The sequence below is a fragment of the Paenibacillus sp. FJAT-27812 genome, assembly GCF_001273905.1.
Lineage (GTDB): Bacteria > Bacillota > Bacilli > Paenibacillales > Paenibacillaceae > Pristimantibacillus.
Genome location: NZ_LIGH01000001.1, coordinates 4,547,257 through 4,563,398 on the forward strand (window position 1 = coordinate 4,547,257; position 16,142 = coordinate 4,563,398).

A 16,142-nucleotide genomic window follows, 5' to 3' on the forward strand; every position below is an offset into this window, starting at 1 on the left:
TAGGCTAGCGGCATGATGTGATTGACAGCATGATGCCGCTAGCCTTCTTTCTGCCTGCTCAAAATAAGGAATCGGGGCGATTTTTATATGAAAAAGTGGATGAGTATCATCGGTATTGCCAGCCTGATATTTTGTTCCATACCTCTGCAGTCAATCGGCGCAGCGGAAGCAGCAGTGAATGCTAAGCCTAAAGTCATACCAAGCTTGCAGGAGTGGACGGGCGGAAGCGGCTCCTACGCGATAACAGACCGTTCACGCATTGTTTTACAGTCCGCGGGCTGCAACTGCAATCTATCAGCGGCGGCGAAAGTGTTCCAAGACGATCTGAAAGAGGTGACTGGCAGAAATATTTCGATTGTCAGTGATCAGCCAGCCTCAAGCGGTGACTTCGTTCTTGCGGCAAACAGCGCGAGAGATGAATCGATTGGTGACGAAGGTTATACGTTTGAGGTTGACGATTACGTGAAAATAAAAGCGAACACGATGAAGGGCGTTTTTTACGGAACGAGAACAGCGCTGCAAATTTTGGAGCAGGACCCGTTGAAGACGAGCATCGTGAAAGGAATCGCGAAGGACTTTCCTAAATACCAGGAACGCGGCTTCATGCTGGACGTCGCGCGTAAATTTTTTCCGATGAGCGATCTGAAGGAATATGCCAAAATGATGTCCTACTACAAGCTGAATGATTTCCAGCTTCATCTTAATGATAACGAGATCTTCTCCGATACCAGCAGGCTGAACTGGAATAAATACTCTGCGTTCCGTTTGGAAAGCGCCAAATACCCGGAGCTGACCGCTAAGGACGGGCACTATACGAAGCAGGATTTCCGCGAGCTTCAGGATCTGGCAGGCGTTCGCGGTCTCAATATTACGCCTGAATTCGAATCGCCTAGCCATGCGCTCGCCTTAACGAAGGTTAGACCGGATCTCGTGAAAAATAATTTGCCTGTCGACCATTTGGATATTACACGCCCGGAAACGATCGATTTTGTCAAAGACGTCATGGATGAATATTTGGACGATCAATGGTTCGATAGCAAAGAAATTCATTTTGGCGCCGACGAGTTTGATCGGAATGATAAAACGACCTTTGAGTTTTATAGGCAATACCTCAATCAAATGAACGCGTATTTGAAGAGCAAAGGGAAAGTGTCCCGCATGTGGGGCAGCTTGTCGTTATTCACCGGAACGACGCCAGTCGACAAGGACATCATTACCCACATTTGGAACAATGGCTGGCAAAATCCAGCCGATTCAGTCGCACAGGGCTTTAAGGTCATCAATACGCTGGACGGTTACCTGTACATGGTGCCAAAGGCGGGTTATTACCGCGATTACTTGGATACGAATTGGCTCTATAACAATTGGGAGCCAACCTACTTCGGGAACAATCTCCGTTTGCAAGACGGGGAGCCTAACCTGCTCGGCGGCATGTTCGCGGTGTGGAACGATCTGCTTGGCAAGAAAGTAAGCGCGGCGGATGTCCATGACCGGGTGGCGCAGGCGATGCCGGTGATGGCGGAAAAAATGTGGAGAGGGCAATCTAGCGATTCTACTTATGCCGAGTTCAAGCAGCTTAGCGATCAGCTAGGCATTGGGCCTGGAAACGATCTGTTCCATGAGGTGGATTCGGCTGGTAAGACGGTCGTTCACTATTCCTTTGAAGAGGGGAATGAATCGGCAGCGGATCAATCCGGCAATGCATACAATGGCACGCTCAAAGGCGCGGAGCGGACGAATGAAGGGAAGCTGGGCAAAGGGGTTAAGTTTAACGAGAAGACGGATCGGATCGAGACTGGCCTGACGGTTAAAGGTTTCCCTTGGACGGCGGCTGCTTGGGTAAAGCTTGCTGACAGCTCGTCATCGGATGAAGCGATTTTCACGGAATCGGAGTACGGCATGCTGAAGCTGAAGCAAAAAGGCAGCGCAAATGCCGGCTTCTCGCGCGAAGGCTATGATTTCGCCTTCAATGCCCCTATTCCAACGGGACGCTGGGTGCATGTCGCTTTCCGTGGCGATTTGAAGGGAACTTCCCTATTTATTGACGGTGAGCTTAAAAGTACCGTATCCGAAACGACGCTGCTGCCTGCGGCCGCCATCGGCAGCAAGACGGGCTCCTTCCTAGGAGCTTTGGATGAATTCAAAATCTATGACCGCGTTCTAACGGGGAAAGAGATTGGCGAGGAAGCAGGCTCACCTCCATGGACCGTCAACGCTGCGGCTCATAAGACGGCAACGGCTTCTTCCGTAGAAGTAAGTTCCTTTCCAGCAAACCTGGCATTCGATGAGGATGAATCAAAGACCTCGCGCTGGTCCTCGAAGTATACGGATAATGAATGGATTTATGTGGACTTGGGGCAAACCCTCGACATTGGCAAGGTCATTCTCAAATGGGAGGCATCCTACGCCAAAGGCTACAAGCTTCAAGTCTCGGATGACGCGCAGGCGTGGCGTGACGTTTATTCGACTGGGGCAGGCATAGGCGGAGTGGAGATCGTTCGATTCCCAGCGGAAAACGCACGATATGTGCGAATGCTGGGTACGAAGCGGATCGGCCAATACGGTTATTCCTTATACGAATTTGAGGTTTATCCGGCGAATCCGAATGATCCTGTTCCGGTCCCGGTGCCTGTGCGCTATAAGCAAAATTTCGAAGATAACGCGCTGGACGGCTGGAAACATGCGATCGGAGCCGGCGTCGGCAGCATGTCCCTTGTGGACGATCCGGGGAATGCAGGGCAGCATTCGCTAAAGCTGACTGCAAATAACATCAGCAACGTGTTTGTGGATGAAAATGCTCCGGCGATTCAGAACGGCGAAATTGAATTCAAAGTGACTCCGCAGAGCGATGTCATTCGCGCGGGCATTATTTTCCGGTATGCGAATGAAGGCTCATGGGCTTCGGTTGGCTTTGACCAGCGCAGCTGGTACTGGGTGAACGCGCAGGACAGCTACGGGGCGATGACCTCCGAGCAAGGGGCCATGCTGCGAAAAGGCGAAACGGCAACCGTTAAGGTCAAGTTCGAGGGGAGCTTTATTACGCTGATCGTGAATGGCGCGACCTATTATGAAGGCGTTCTGCCTAACCTCCCAGTTGAAGCGGGCAAGATGGGTGCTCGGGTATTCGGTTCAACGGCAGCTGTTTTTGACGACTTCCAGTTTAACAATAATGTTGCCGAAGTTGCGGTAACCGGCGTTAAAGTGGATAAACCGTCGATTCAATTGAAAAAAGGGGAAACGGCTGAGCTTGTTGCGACTGTGCTCCCGGGAAGCGCGACGAACAAAAAAGCGGTATGGGCGAGCAGCGATGAGGCTGTGGCTAAGGTTGAACTCGTGAATGGCAAAACAATCGTTACGGCGATTGGAGCGGGCAATGCCGATATGACGGTCACGACCGAATCTGGCGGATTTACGGCTGTTAGCAAAGTGACGGTTGTACCAAATACGGAAGCTTTATCTACGTCAATCTCGGCTCCGAGCAAGGTAACGTACGGTGAGCCGTTCAAAGTCAGCGTAGGTCTCCGAAGTGTAACCGAGTCCGTCTATGCGCAGGACATTACGATTCGGTATGATGCCAATCTTATGGCATTTAAATCAGCTGAATCGCTGATCGAAGGCGTTGCTCTATTGGAGGTCAAGCAGGGAGCGGGTTCCGTGCGGCTGCTGATGGCGAGCCGAGGGGCAGAGCATGGCATAACGGGAGATTCGCTGATCGCGGAGCTGGCCTTTACGGCTAAGAAGCTGGATCAGCCTTTAATCGGGACGATTGCCGTGTCTGACGCATGGATGGGCACCGACAGCGGAGAAGAATTCAAAGCCGCTGCATCCTCTGCCGAGATTAGCTTCGAGATTCAGGAACCAGGACTGCCGGGAGACATGAACGGAGATAACAAAGTCAGCATTGGCGACCTTGCTATCGTCGCGGCGAGCTATGGAAAAACATCGGCCGATTCGGATTGGGAGCAAGCGAAGCGGGCAGATGTGAACAAAGACGGCATCGTTGACATTCAAGATCTTGCGTTTGTCGCTCAAAAATTGTTGGAGTAGTTCATTAACCGAATGGGGGAGATTATGTGGCCATTTTCAAATACCGCTGGGGGTTTGCGTTTGCTTTTATCGCCATGCTGGCGGCAACGCTCTTATTGTTAAATCCGCATGCCGTCAAGGCTGCCGCTGTAGGAAAGATTACGAGCTTTGAAAAAACGGATGACAAGACGTTCACGATCACCTCTGGCAGCGACAAGGTCAAAGTTATTTTCCTCAAAGAGGATATGGTGCGCCTATGGCTCGGAGTCGGAGGCCAGTTCACCGAGTTAAAAGGGAAAACGTCAGCTAAGCCCGCTGAGCCAATCGTCATCAAGGAGGACTTTGGACCAGTCGCGGTGACATGGTCCGATGAGGGCGCTTATTACAAAATGGAGTCGGGCAAATTCGTATTGCGCGCTTATAAGAATCCTTTAAAGTTCGCTATGTACAAAAAGGATAACGCGACGCTCGTATGGGAGGAAGCGAGCGGATTAACCTACAATGACTCGTCTACAACGCAAAAGCTCGTTCGCGGCGATGATGAATATTTTTATGGCGGCGGGATGCAAAACGGTTTTTTCTCGCACCGCGGCCAAAAAATTGACATCGCGAACAAATACGGCAACTGGGGAAGCGGCACCGTGTCGAACCCATCCCCATTTTACCTCAGTACAGCCGGGTATGGCGTGCTGCGCAATACTTTCCAAACCGGAACGTACGATTTCGATAATGTCCTTTCATTGACGCATAACGAGAGCCGTTTTGATGCTTATTATTTCTACGGCGATACGATGAAGGATATTTTGAACGGCTATACCGATCTGACGGGCAAGCCGAGCTTGATCCCAAGATGGGGGATGGGCTTTGGCGATGCGAATTGTTACAACCGAGCGCCTGGAACGACGATTGACGTCGTAGACAAGGTTGCCAAAGCGTATCGGGACCATGACATGCCTGGCGCATGGATTTTGCCAAATGACGGTTATGGCTGCGGCTATACGAATCTAGGCGACACGGTGGATGAGCTGCAAAAGCTAGGTTTTTATACGGGCTTATGGACGCAAAACGGCGTTGATCAAATCGCGCATGAGGTTGGCGTGGACGGAACGAGGCTAGCCAAGCTTGACGTGGCTTGGGTCGGTCCTGGCTATGACTTTGCCCTAAACGGAAGCAAACAGGCGTATCAAGGCATTGAAAACAACTCAGACGCTAGGGGCTATGTCTGGTCCGTCGGCGGCTGGGCGGGGACGCAGCGATATTCCACCGTATGGTCAGGCGATCAATCTGGTGATTGGGAGTATATTCGGTTCCACATTCCAACGCTGATTGGCGCGGGGCTCTCCGGCATCCCTTATGCCACGGGCGATGTGGACGGCATCTTTGGCGGAAGCGCCAAGACGTACGTGCGGGATTTGCAGTGGAAGACGTTCACGCCGATTCTAATGAGCATGTCAGGCTGGGCCTCTAAAGACAAACAGCCATGGGTTTGGGGCGAGCCTTACACGAGCTACAATCGGGACGCTTTGAAATTAAGAGAGCGTCTGACCCCTTATTTCTACACCTATTTAAATGAAGCATATGAATCAGGCGCACCGCTTGTCAGAGGCATGATTTATGAATATCCGAACGATCCGAATGCAAAAGGGCTGCTCACGCAGTACGAATTCATGTCTGGCGATTCGTTTCTGGTAGCTCCCGTATATTCAGACACTTCGAGCAGAAACGGCATCTATTTGCCAAGAGGCAAATGGGTGGATTACTGGACTGGCGAAGCGCATTACGGCTCCAAAATGCTGGACGAATACAAGGCGCCGCTTAACCGTCTGCCGCTTCTGGTCAAAGCCGGCGCGATTATACCGATGTACCCGGAATCGCTCTATGACGGGCAAGTTCCGGCGAATCCGATCACGTATGATGTGTATCCTTACGGAACGTCAAGCTTTGAGCTGTATGAGGATGACGGCGTGACCAAGGAGCATCGCAGCGGCAAGTTTGCCAAAACGGTCATTACCTCAATCGCGCCGGAACAAGGAACAGGTGATTTAGTCATTCAAGTCGGAGCTAGCGTGGGCGATTATAACGGCAAGTTAGCCTCGCGCACGAATCAATTTATGATTCATATGCCGAATAAGCCGACTGCCGTTACCGTTGATGCATCTGGCTCCGCGGAGCTTGCAACAAAGGCAGCATGGGATGCTTCAGCAAGCGGCTGGTATTACGATGCGCAGAATAAAGGAGGCATCTTATATGTGAAAACATTGGATATGCCTACGAATGCCGCATTTGAATTGAAGGTGTCAGGCTTCGCAGCCGATACGACGCCGCTGCTGGATACGGTCGTTATTGAACTGCCAACGACGGATACCGATCCAAGCAAAATTCCGCAGGACGATATGATTGCAACCGCAACTAGCGCGGATGCAGCTGCCCCTGCATCAAACGTGATTGACGGCAATTTCGAATCGATTTGGAGCACCGCGCTAAACGGTAGCGCTGCATTGCCGCAGTCGATTACGCTCCATTTAGGATTCAAGCAGTATGTGAATAAAATTAAATATTTGCCAAGGCAGTACGGAGGCACAGACGGAATGATTACAGATTACAACGTGTACGTTAGCTTGGACGGCACAAATTATACGAAGGTAAGCAGCGGGCAATGGAACGCCGATAAGCTGGAGAAGGTGGATACGTTTGATACTGCTGAGGCGCTCTTTGTTAAATTGGAGGCGACTGCTGGCGTAGGCAACCTCGCTTCTGCGGCGGAAATAAACGTGTACCGGGATCTGTTGATGCCGGCGCCGACTGCTATCGAGAAAAAGCTGATGAAGGCTACAGCTGTGAGCTTCCAATCCGGCAGCGAAGCATCCAAAGCGATCGACGGAGATTCCAATTCCGTATGGCATACAAAGTGGGACGGATCCGACAAATTGCCGCAATCGATCATCCTTGATCTTGGCAAGGCGTATGAGATCAGCCAGTTCCGCTATGCTCCGCGCAAGGATGCCGGAAACGGAACGATTACCTCTTACAACCTATACGTCAGCACAGACGGACAAACGTATAAGAATATTTCTAGCGGCACGTGGATTCGAAATAATGTGAAAAAATATATTTCCTTTGATACCGTATCGGCTCGTTATGTGAAGCTGGAAGCGGTCGCTGCGCTTGGCGGCTTCGCGTCTGCTTCGGAGCTGGACGTATATGAAGCGCCGAAAGGGGCGCCGGAGCTTCAGCTTATCTCCGAAGGCAAGGCTGCAACAGCCGATAGCGAGGATCCATTGTTCCCGGCAGCTGGAGGAAATGATGGAAACCCGGCTACAAGATGGTCAGCAAACGATGCGTCTGCAAACCATACATGGACCGTTGATTTGGGCGGCATGTACTCGATTCAATCCTCGGAGGTTTCCTTCGAGCATAGCGACAAGCTTTATAAATACAAGATTGAAGTGAGAGAGGCCGGCAGCACGAATTGGATTACGGTCGTAGACCGTTCAAGCAATGCTACCATTGGCGCGGTGCTGAAGGATAACTTTGGCAGCCAAGGCAGATACGCAAAAATTACGGTAACCGGACTGCCGGATGCGGTTGCGAAAGCGAGCTTCTCGGAGTTTAAATTATTCGGCATTCCGTTAGGCGGGGGACAGAAGCCTACTGGCGTTTCACTTGATAAGGCATCTCTTGCGCTGAATGTTTTGGATGAGCCGGTTATTTTGATCGCAAGCGTAGAGCCTGATGGCGCTGCGAACAAATCGGTAACATGGGCAAGCAGCAACCCGGGCATAGCAGAGGTTGACAGCAAAGGCAAAGTGACGCCGAAGGGACAGGGCAAGGCGACGATTACGGTTACGACTGTAGAGGGAGGCTTTACGGCTGTAAGCGAAGTGACGGTAATTGGCCAGACGGAGCTCGTGGAGATTCCGGCAAGCCAAATGAGCGCTACGGCAACAAGCTCGCAAACCGGCACAAACGATCCGAAGTTTGCGCTTGACGGAGATCCGGATACGCACTGGCATACGAAATGGTTCAACGTTGATCCGCTGCCGCAATCGATTACCGTAAATTTAGGCGGCACGTTCAAGGTCAGCAAGCTTGGTTATTTGCCAAGGCCGGATGCGGCTAACGGAACGATTACCGGCTATAACGTGTACACAAGCATGGATGGCGAAACGTTTACGAAGGCAACGAGCGGCGCATGGCTCAGAAATAATGCGCTGAAGGAAGCGAATTTCAAGCCGGTCGATGCTGCTTACGTGAAGCTGGAAGCCGTTCAAGGAGTAGGCGAATTTGCTTCGGCAGCCGAGCTTTCGGTATTCCAAGTGAAGAAAACCGCCACGGAGCCGCAGTCCCAATTGTCAGGCAAGAGCAGCGTTCAGAGCGGCGAGTCATTTGCTATTCAATTTGGAATCAAAGCTGTGACGAGCAAGGCATATGCACAGGATATTTTCATCGACTTCGATGCCTCGGTCATGACGTTCCAATCGGCTAAGTCGTTAATCGAAGGCGTGAAGCTTATTGAAACGAAGACGGTATCGCCGGGCAAGCTGCGGATTATTCTGGCAAGCGCAGGTGCAGACCAAGCGCTGACTGGAGATGCGCAGGTGCTGGAGCTTAGCTTCAAGGCAAGCGATGTTGTGAAAGCCGTATCAGGCACGATCGCGGTAACGGATGCGACACTCGCCGACGAGAACGGGACGGAGTCGAAGCTGAAGGCTTCTTCCATTAGCGTGGAAGTGGCTCCGGTCGTCATCGGAATTCCGGGTGACACGAACAATGACGGGAAAGTCAGCATTGGGGATCTTGCTCTGGCAGCTTCCCATTATGGCAAAGATACGACAAGCCCGGATTGGGAGAAAATCAAAGGCGCTGATCTGAACGGCGACGGTAAGATCGGCATCGAGGATCTGGCAGCGATTGCTAAGAAAATACTAGAGTAAGCCATGAATGGGGGGGCTTATCCGCAGGATGATAAGCCCCTATTTGTTTCAAGAGAGGAGACTCCTGACATTGAATACCGGAGCGAATAAGCTGGCTGCCAAAACGGCGCTTTTGTTGTCTGTGTTAATGACTTATTCGGTCATAGCAACGTATATCGTGCCTTCGAGGGCAAGCGCGGACGGTGCAGGTTTCGCGTCAGAGACAGCGCATACAGCAAAACCTGAGAATAATCTGTCGCTTTGGTACGGGCAGCCTGCAACGAGCTGGGAGACGCAGGCGCTGCCGATCGGCAACGGACATATGGGCGGCATGGTGTTCGGCGGCGTCGACCAAGAGCGCATTCAGTTTAACGAAAAGACGTTATGGAGCGGCGGTCCAGGCGCTGACCCGAATTATCAATACGGGATCAAAGACGGCGCTCAAACGCATGTCGAGACGATTCGTACCTTGCTGAAGGAAGGCAAAGTCAATGAGGCAAGAGCGCTGGTTGGCCGCATAACCGGCAACATGGGCGCTAACGATTCTTCCTTTGGCGCTTACCAAGCTTTTGGAGACGTATTTCTGGATTTCAATAAGCAGGCGACCTATACGGTAACAGCCAGCTCGTCGAATCCGGCTTACGGTGAAGGGATCGAGAAGCTTACGGATGGCTCCGTAGATACGAAATGGTATTCCGGCGACGGCCAGCCGCCGTTTTGGATTAATTGGCAGTACAGCGAGGCGAAGGCGATCGCTAGTTACTCGTTCACTTCCGCGAATGATGTAGCGAATCGCGACCCGAAGGACTGGACGCTTAAAGGCTCGAATGATGGGTTGACGTGGACGGTTCTAGACACAAGGACAAATGAACAGTTCGAGAGCCGCAAGCAAAAGAAATCATACACCTTTACGAACAGTCAGCCCTATGTCTTCTACAAGTTTGATCTTGCAAGCAAGGGCGGTACGCAAATCCAATTGTCGGAGCTTCAGCTGAATGATGGAGCGGAAGCGCCAAAAAACGTATCCGAGTACAGGCGCGAGCTGGATATTCAGGATGCGATGGCAAGAGTGACCTACAAGCAGGATGGCGTGAAGTATAAACGGGAGTATTTTTTAAGTTATCCCGACAAGGTTATGGTCATGAGATTGACTACGGAAGGGAGTCCGCTAAGCTTTGACGTGCGTGTAACAGGCGCGCAGCCTGCCCATTCCGTTACAGCTTCAGGAAATGACACGTTAGTCCTTAAGGGTCTGGTCCCCAGCAACAAAATGGGTTACGAAGCTCAGCTTAAGGTGAAAAACGAGGGAGGAACGCTTACCGCGGGCGGAGGAAAGATTTCGGTAGCTGGGGCGAGCGCAGTCACGATTTTGCTGACGGCCGCAACGGATTACGCGAATGATTTTCCAACCTATAAGAGCGTTATAACGCCTAAAGCGAAGGTAGAAGAGAGTATGAATGCGGCTGCATCCAAAACCTTTGACCAGCTGCGCGCAAGCCATCTTGCGGACTATCAAACGCTGTTTGACCGCGTAGAGCTGGATTTAGGCGGGGGAGAGGCTGAGCTGTCTACCGGTGAGCTGCTGAACAAATATAAAACAAATGCGACTGAGAGTGAGAAAAGAAGCCTGGAAGCGCTCTTCTTCCAATATGGGCGCTATTTGCTCATTGCCTCTTCGCGTGAAGGCTCGCTTCCGGCGAATTTGCAGGGCGTATGGAACCAGGTGAATAACCCGCCTTGGAATAGCGACTACCATACGAATATTAATGTGCAGATGAACTATTGGCCATCTGAGGCAGTAAACCTTGCGGAGACGGATATTCCTTATATCGATTACATTGATTCACTTAGGGAGCCGGGCCGCGTAACGGCGCAAAAGCAGCATGGCATAAAGGGCGAAGGCTGGGCTATCCATACCGTAAACAACCCGTTCGGTTATACGGCTCCCGGCTCGGATTTTTATTGGGGCTGGTCGCCCGCAGCCAATGCTTTTATGGTTCAGCAGGTATGGGACCACTATGCCTTCAGCGGAGATACGGATCTATTAAAAGGCAGAGTCTATGACATGATGAAAGAAACGGCGCAGTTTTGGCTGGAGTATTTGGTAGAGGATTCGGATGGCAGCTTGGTGTCGTCCCCTTCGTATTCCCCGGAGCAAGGAGACGTAGCTATCGGCGTCTCCTATGATCAGGAGCTGATCTGGCAGCTATTCACGCAGTTTATTGAAGCAAGCGAGGTTCTTGGGCTGGATAGCGGCTTGCGCGCAGAAGCACTCGAGAAAAGAAGCAAGCTGTGGATGCCGAAGGTCGGAAGCTGGGGTCAGGTACAGGAATGGAAAAATGATATCGACAATCCGAACGACCAGCACCGCCATATCTCGCATTTGATCGGCTTGTATCCGGGCACGCTCATCAATAAAGTGGATACGCCGGATTTATTCGCTGCGGCCAAAGTGACCTTAAACGCACGCGGCGACGGCGGAACAGGCTGGAGCAAAGCGAACAAGATTAATTTATGGGCGCGATTGCAGGACGGAGACCGCGCGCACAAGCTGCTCGGGGAGCAATTGAAGGGCAGCACGCTGCAAAATCTGTTTGATACGCATCCGCCGTTCCAAATCGACGGCAATTTTGGCGCGACATCGGGCATAGCGGAGATGCTGTTGCAAAGCCATACGGGAACGATCGACCTTTTGCCGGCTATGCCTTCTGCATGGGCAGCGGGAAGCGTAAAAGGCTTGGCGGCAAGAGGCGGCTTCGAGGTGGCGATGACGTGGAAGGATACAGCGCTGAAAGAAGCAACCATTACATCGAAGCAAGGCAATGAAGCGAAGGTGAAATATAAGGATTTTGTGGAGCAAGGCTCCTTCAATATCGTTCGTGCAAGAGACAACCAATCCATCCATTACGCGTTGAAGGACGGCATCGTTACTTTTGGCACAGAGGCAGGGGAGCAATACCGAATCGTATCGCATATGAAGCCGCCGATTCTGCCGGTAAAAGTAGATGATCGTGATGCGTCGGTTGTTTATTCAGGGACATGGAGCCCTTACAACGATGGCGGCGACTATAAAGGCACGGAGTCCTTTAGCAGCACGGCGGGCAGCTCTGCGGAATTGACGTTCGCAGGCACCGAGATCAAGCTAATAAGCGCGAAGCAGGCGAACCATGGCCGAATTGACGTTTATATCGATGGCGAGCTAGCGGAGGAGAACATCGATGGTTACGGGCCAGCCACGTTAAAGCAGCAGGTTTTATTCGAGCGGGCGGCTCTGCCAAAAGGGCCGCACACGATAAAAGTAGTAGTGAAAGGTACCAAGAACAACGCTTCCTCCAATACGATTGGAATGATCGACGCCTTTGAGTATCTTCCTTACGACGAGGACGAAGCGCTTTCGACTGCCGAGTTAACCGGGCCAAAGTCGATTGCCAGCGGAAAAACGTTCACAGTGGGCGTTGCCCTCAAAAGCGTGACCCAGTCCGTCTATGCGCAGGATTTCCGGTTTAGCTATGACGCGGAACGATTTGATTTTGTATCTGCCGCAGCCGTTAAGGATGGCGTCCAGCTGCTAGAGACGCAGCATAACGCGCCAGGCACGCTCCGGTTTATTCTTGCAAGCACGGGTGCTGGAAAAGCCGTCACGGGAGATGCGAAGGTGCTGGATATTGCTTTTAAAGCGAAGGAAGTATCGGATACGGTATCGGCAAATGTCTCGATTGCATCGGCTTTGCTTGGAGATGCACAGGGCAGCGAGACGAGTGTAGGCCTTGCCGTTATCGCGATTGAGGTTACGCCGGAGGTGAGGGGCAATCCGGAGGATACGAACGGCGACGGCAAAATAAGCGTCGGCGATCTTGCGATTATCGCTAAGCACTATGGCAAAAATTCGTCCAGCCCAGATTGGGCACAGGTTAAGCATGCGGATATCAATGGAGATGGCAGCATCGATCTTATCGACCTAGCTGCTGTCGCTCGGAAAATGCTGGAATAGCTATTCTAGAAAATGGGGGAACCATAGGGCATCTCGCATGCTTCTCCCTTCTCTATCAAAAACGAAGGAGCTGTATAAAATTGAAGAAAGCTGCATCTGCTTTTCTTGCTTTGATCATGGTTTTTGTTATGCTGCCGTCAACGATTATGGCAAACCAACAAACGTTGGAAGCGTCCGACCCTAACCTCGTCTTTCGAGTCGACAATCAGCAAATTTACAACAATAACTATACGAATCTGAACGACAAGGTGGATGCGCTGAAAGGGCTGGAGGAAGGGACGATTATCGTTCGGTTTCGTTATTCCGGCACTTCGATTATGTCCTTATTTTCACTAAGCAACAGCACGATGGCAAATGGCCACTTTCATCTCTATGTGACCCCGTCTGCCATCGGCAGCGAAAACCGTCTGGAAGCGCCAGGCCAGACAGCTGTAAACACGCATGTCAAAGCGGACGTTGCGGTGAGGCAAAAAGAGGTTCATACGGTAGCGATGGCCGTTGACAAAAATCAAGGCTATAAATATTTTCTCGATGGAAAATTGGTCAAAACCGATACGGCATCAGCACGAAAGTTTCTGAGCAGTGTGTATGAACCCAATAGCTCGCAACTCGGGCGCACGGAGCGGAAGGCCGGCTCCAACACCTATCCGTTTAACGGCGAGATTGATTTTGCAGAGGTGTACGGAAAGCCGCTTGCTGATCAGGAGCTGCTTGCGATTACGGGCGTTACAAACACGAATCCGGTGCAAAATCCATTGCCGGAGGGCGCTCTCATTACAGAGCCATATTCCGTTTTTTATCCGGGACTCTATAGCTCGAACGCTTACCGCATTCCTGCTCTTCTGCAAACGGAAGCGGGAACGCTGCTCGCAGGCATCGATAAACGGATCAACCACGGCGGCGACTCGCCGGCAAATATCGATATGCTCGTTAGAAGAAGCTTGGACAACGGCAAGACGTGGGAAGAGAGCGGCATACTCATTAACAATTATCCCGGCAACGCGTCTAATATTGACCAGTCCTTGCTGCAAGATCTCGAAACGAAGAGAATCTTCTCGCTTGTGCTTGGTTTTCCAGATGGCGGAGGATTTCCTACCTCGGTGAAAGGCAGCGGCTTCAAGACGGTCAATGGAAAACGATATATGATTCTTAAGGATCAAAACAATAATGAGTTTACCGTAAGAGAAAACGGCGAGGTGTACGACAGCGCGAATGCTAAAACGACATACGTCGTAGACCAGAAGAGAAACCTGTCAAACAACGGCGTTGTGGTCAGCCATATTTTCCTCCCGGCATCGCCGTTAAAGCCGATTCGCACCTCTTACCTTGAGCTGTGGCACAGCGACGACGAAGGACTGACTTGGGAGGGTCCAGTCGATATGAATCCGGGGCTGAAAGAGGATTGGATGGCGTTTCTCGGCGCTGGGCCGGGAACGGGAATCCAGCTGACCGAGGGAACTCACGCGGGCAGACTCGTTTATCCTGTTTATTTCACCAACGAAAACGGCGCTCAAGCAAGCGCGGTTATCTATAGCGATGACCATGGCGCGACTTGGCATCGCGGGGAATCGCCTAATGAAGGGCGCATCGTAAATGGGATTACGTTAAACGAAAGGACTTTTACGGGCAATGAGATTACGGAATCGCAGGTCGTTGAGATGCCGGACGGCCAGCTTAAGCTATTCATGCGAAACTATTCGGGTTACGCCCAAATCGCAACAAGCTTTGACGGCGGGGAAACATGGGATTCGGAGGTTGTAACCGAGCGCGGCTTGCCGGCTGCGTACTGCCAAATGACGGCTATTCGGTATAACGGCCAAATCGATGGGAAGGAAGCCGTTATTTTTGCCAGCCCGGGCAGCTCGTCAAGCCGAACTAATGGTACCGTTAAAGTTGGGCTGATCGTTGAAAACGGCACCTATTCGAATGGCAGAACCAAATATGCTTTCGATTGGAAATATTCGCAGCTGGTGAAGGAGGGCCATTATGCGTATTCGAGCCTAGCTAATCTAGCAAACGGCGAGATTGGACTATTTTATGAAGGCACCGGAAGCGAGCAAATGAGCTTTATCAAATTTAATGAATCGTATTTGAAATGGCAGCGTCAAGGCAGCAGTCCCGAAGCGAAGGCGAAATCGATCGTGCTTGACGCGCCTAAACCAAGCGGATATGCCTTGCATGACAAGCTGCGGATCAAAATGGCATTTGACCATTATATGCTGCTTAGCGGCGACAAAAGCTTAAAGGGCACCATCGGTGACGCAGCTGTAGTGTTCCAATTGGCAAGCCAGAATACATCCGGTACGGAGTTTATTTTCGAGGCGGAATTTCCGGAGCTCTCCCCAGGCGCTTATACGCTAAGTGCAGGGTTTGGACCTAATCTGAAAGCTTACAATGCTTACGGCAATGCCCTTAATGCACAAACGGCCGCAAACAAGCTTCAAACGCAAGTCGTCTCAAAAGCTGCCGAGGCGCAGGGAGCGGCGACTCAGCTTACGGGAGCAGCCAAAGCGGCATCGGGTGAACCATTCCAGATTCAATTCGGTTTAAAAAATGTCACGCAAAGCGTATACGCACAAGATATTACGGTGCTCTACAACCCTGCTGTCATGGATTTCACATCCGCAAAATCGTTAATGGATGGGGTTAATCTCATTGAAACCGAAACGAGCGAGCCGGGAAAAGTTCGTTTCATTCTAGCTAGCGTTGGCGCCGGCCATGCGGTCACGGGAGCTGCGGAGCTGCTGGAGCTAAGCTTTAAAGCGAAGGAAGCGAGCGCCGCTGTAACGGGAACGATTACCGTATCGTCAGCCGTGCTCGGCGATGAGCTAGGAGCTGAAGCGCAGGCGGCTCCTTCCGCGCACAGCATAGAGATTACGCCGGCTCCTGTGGGAATCGTGGGTGACATCAATGGAGACGGCAAAGTAAGCGTTGGCGATCTTGCTATCGTCGCAGCCCATTACGGCAAAGATTCTACGAGCCCGGATTGGCAGCAAATTAAACAGGCAGATACGAATAAAGACAGCAAAATCGATATCGAGGATCTCGCGGCGATCGCCAAAATCATTTTAGAATAATGGACGAAGGGTAGGCCATGCGGCCTACCCTTTTCTAATAGGGATAAGGAATTAAGATTAGGACAAAAAACATCAACTTCACTACAAAAGATATCATGTGGCAGCGCTTTTACAACTTATATAATGAGAAAACAG

The 16,142-nt window shown here is 51.4% G+C and carries 4 protein-coding genes; all 4 read left to right on the top strand.

The features are described from left to right. Positions 1–87: 87 nt before the first annotated feature. The 4 genes from ADU23_RS18800 (at position 88) to ADU23_RS18815 (ending at position 16,007) form a co-directional block, all read left to right on the top strand. Positions 88–4,047, top strand: coding sequence for a family 20 glycosylhydrolase (locus ADU23_RS18800; RefSeq protein WP_053375133.1), 3,960 nt, complete (start codon positions 88–90; stop codon positions 4,045–4,047). A gap of 26 nt (positions 4,048–4,073) precedes the next feature. Next, positions 4,074–8,960, top strand: a complete 4,887-nt coding sequence (locus ADU23_RS18805) for a discoidin domain-containing protein (protein ID WP_053375134.1) — start codon at positions 4,074–4,076, stop codon at positions 8,958–8,960. A 70-nt stretch (positions 8,961–9,030) separates the two neighbouring features. After that, a complete protein-coding gene (locus ADU23_RS18810) occupies positions 9,031–12,930 on the top strand; it encodes a glycosyl hydrolase family 95 catalytic domain-containing protein (protein ID WP_053375135.1) in 3,900 nt (1,299 codons plus the stop codon). An 80-nt stretch (positions 12,931–13,010) separates the two neighbouring features. Further along, complete coding sequence (locus ADU23_RS18815) at positions 13,011–16,007, top strand: sialidase domain-containing protein (RefSeq protein WP_053375136.1); 2,997 nt, start codon at positions 13,011–13,013, stop codon at positions 16,005–16,007. Positions 16,008–16,142 lie beyond the last annotated feature (135 nt).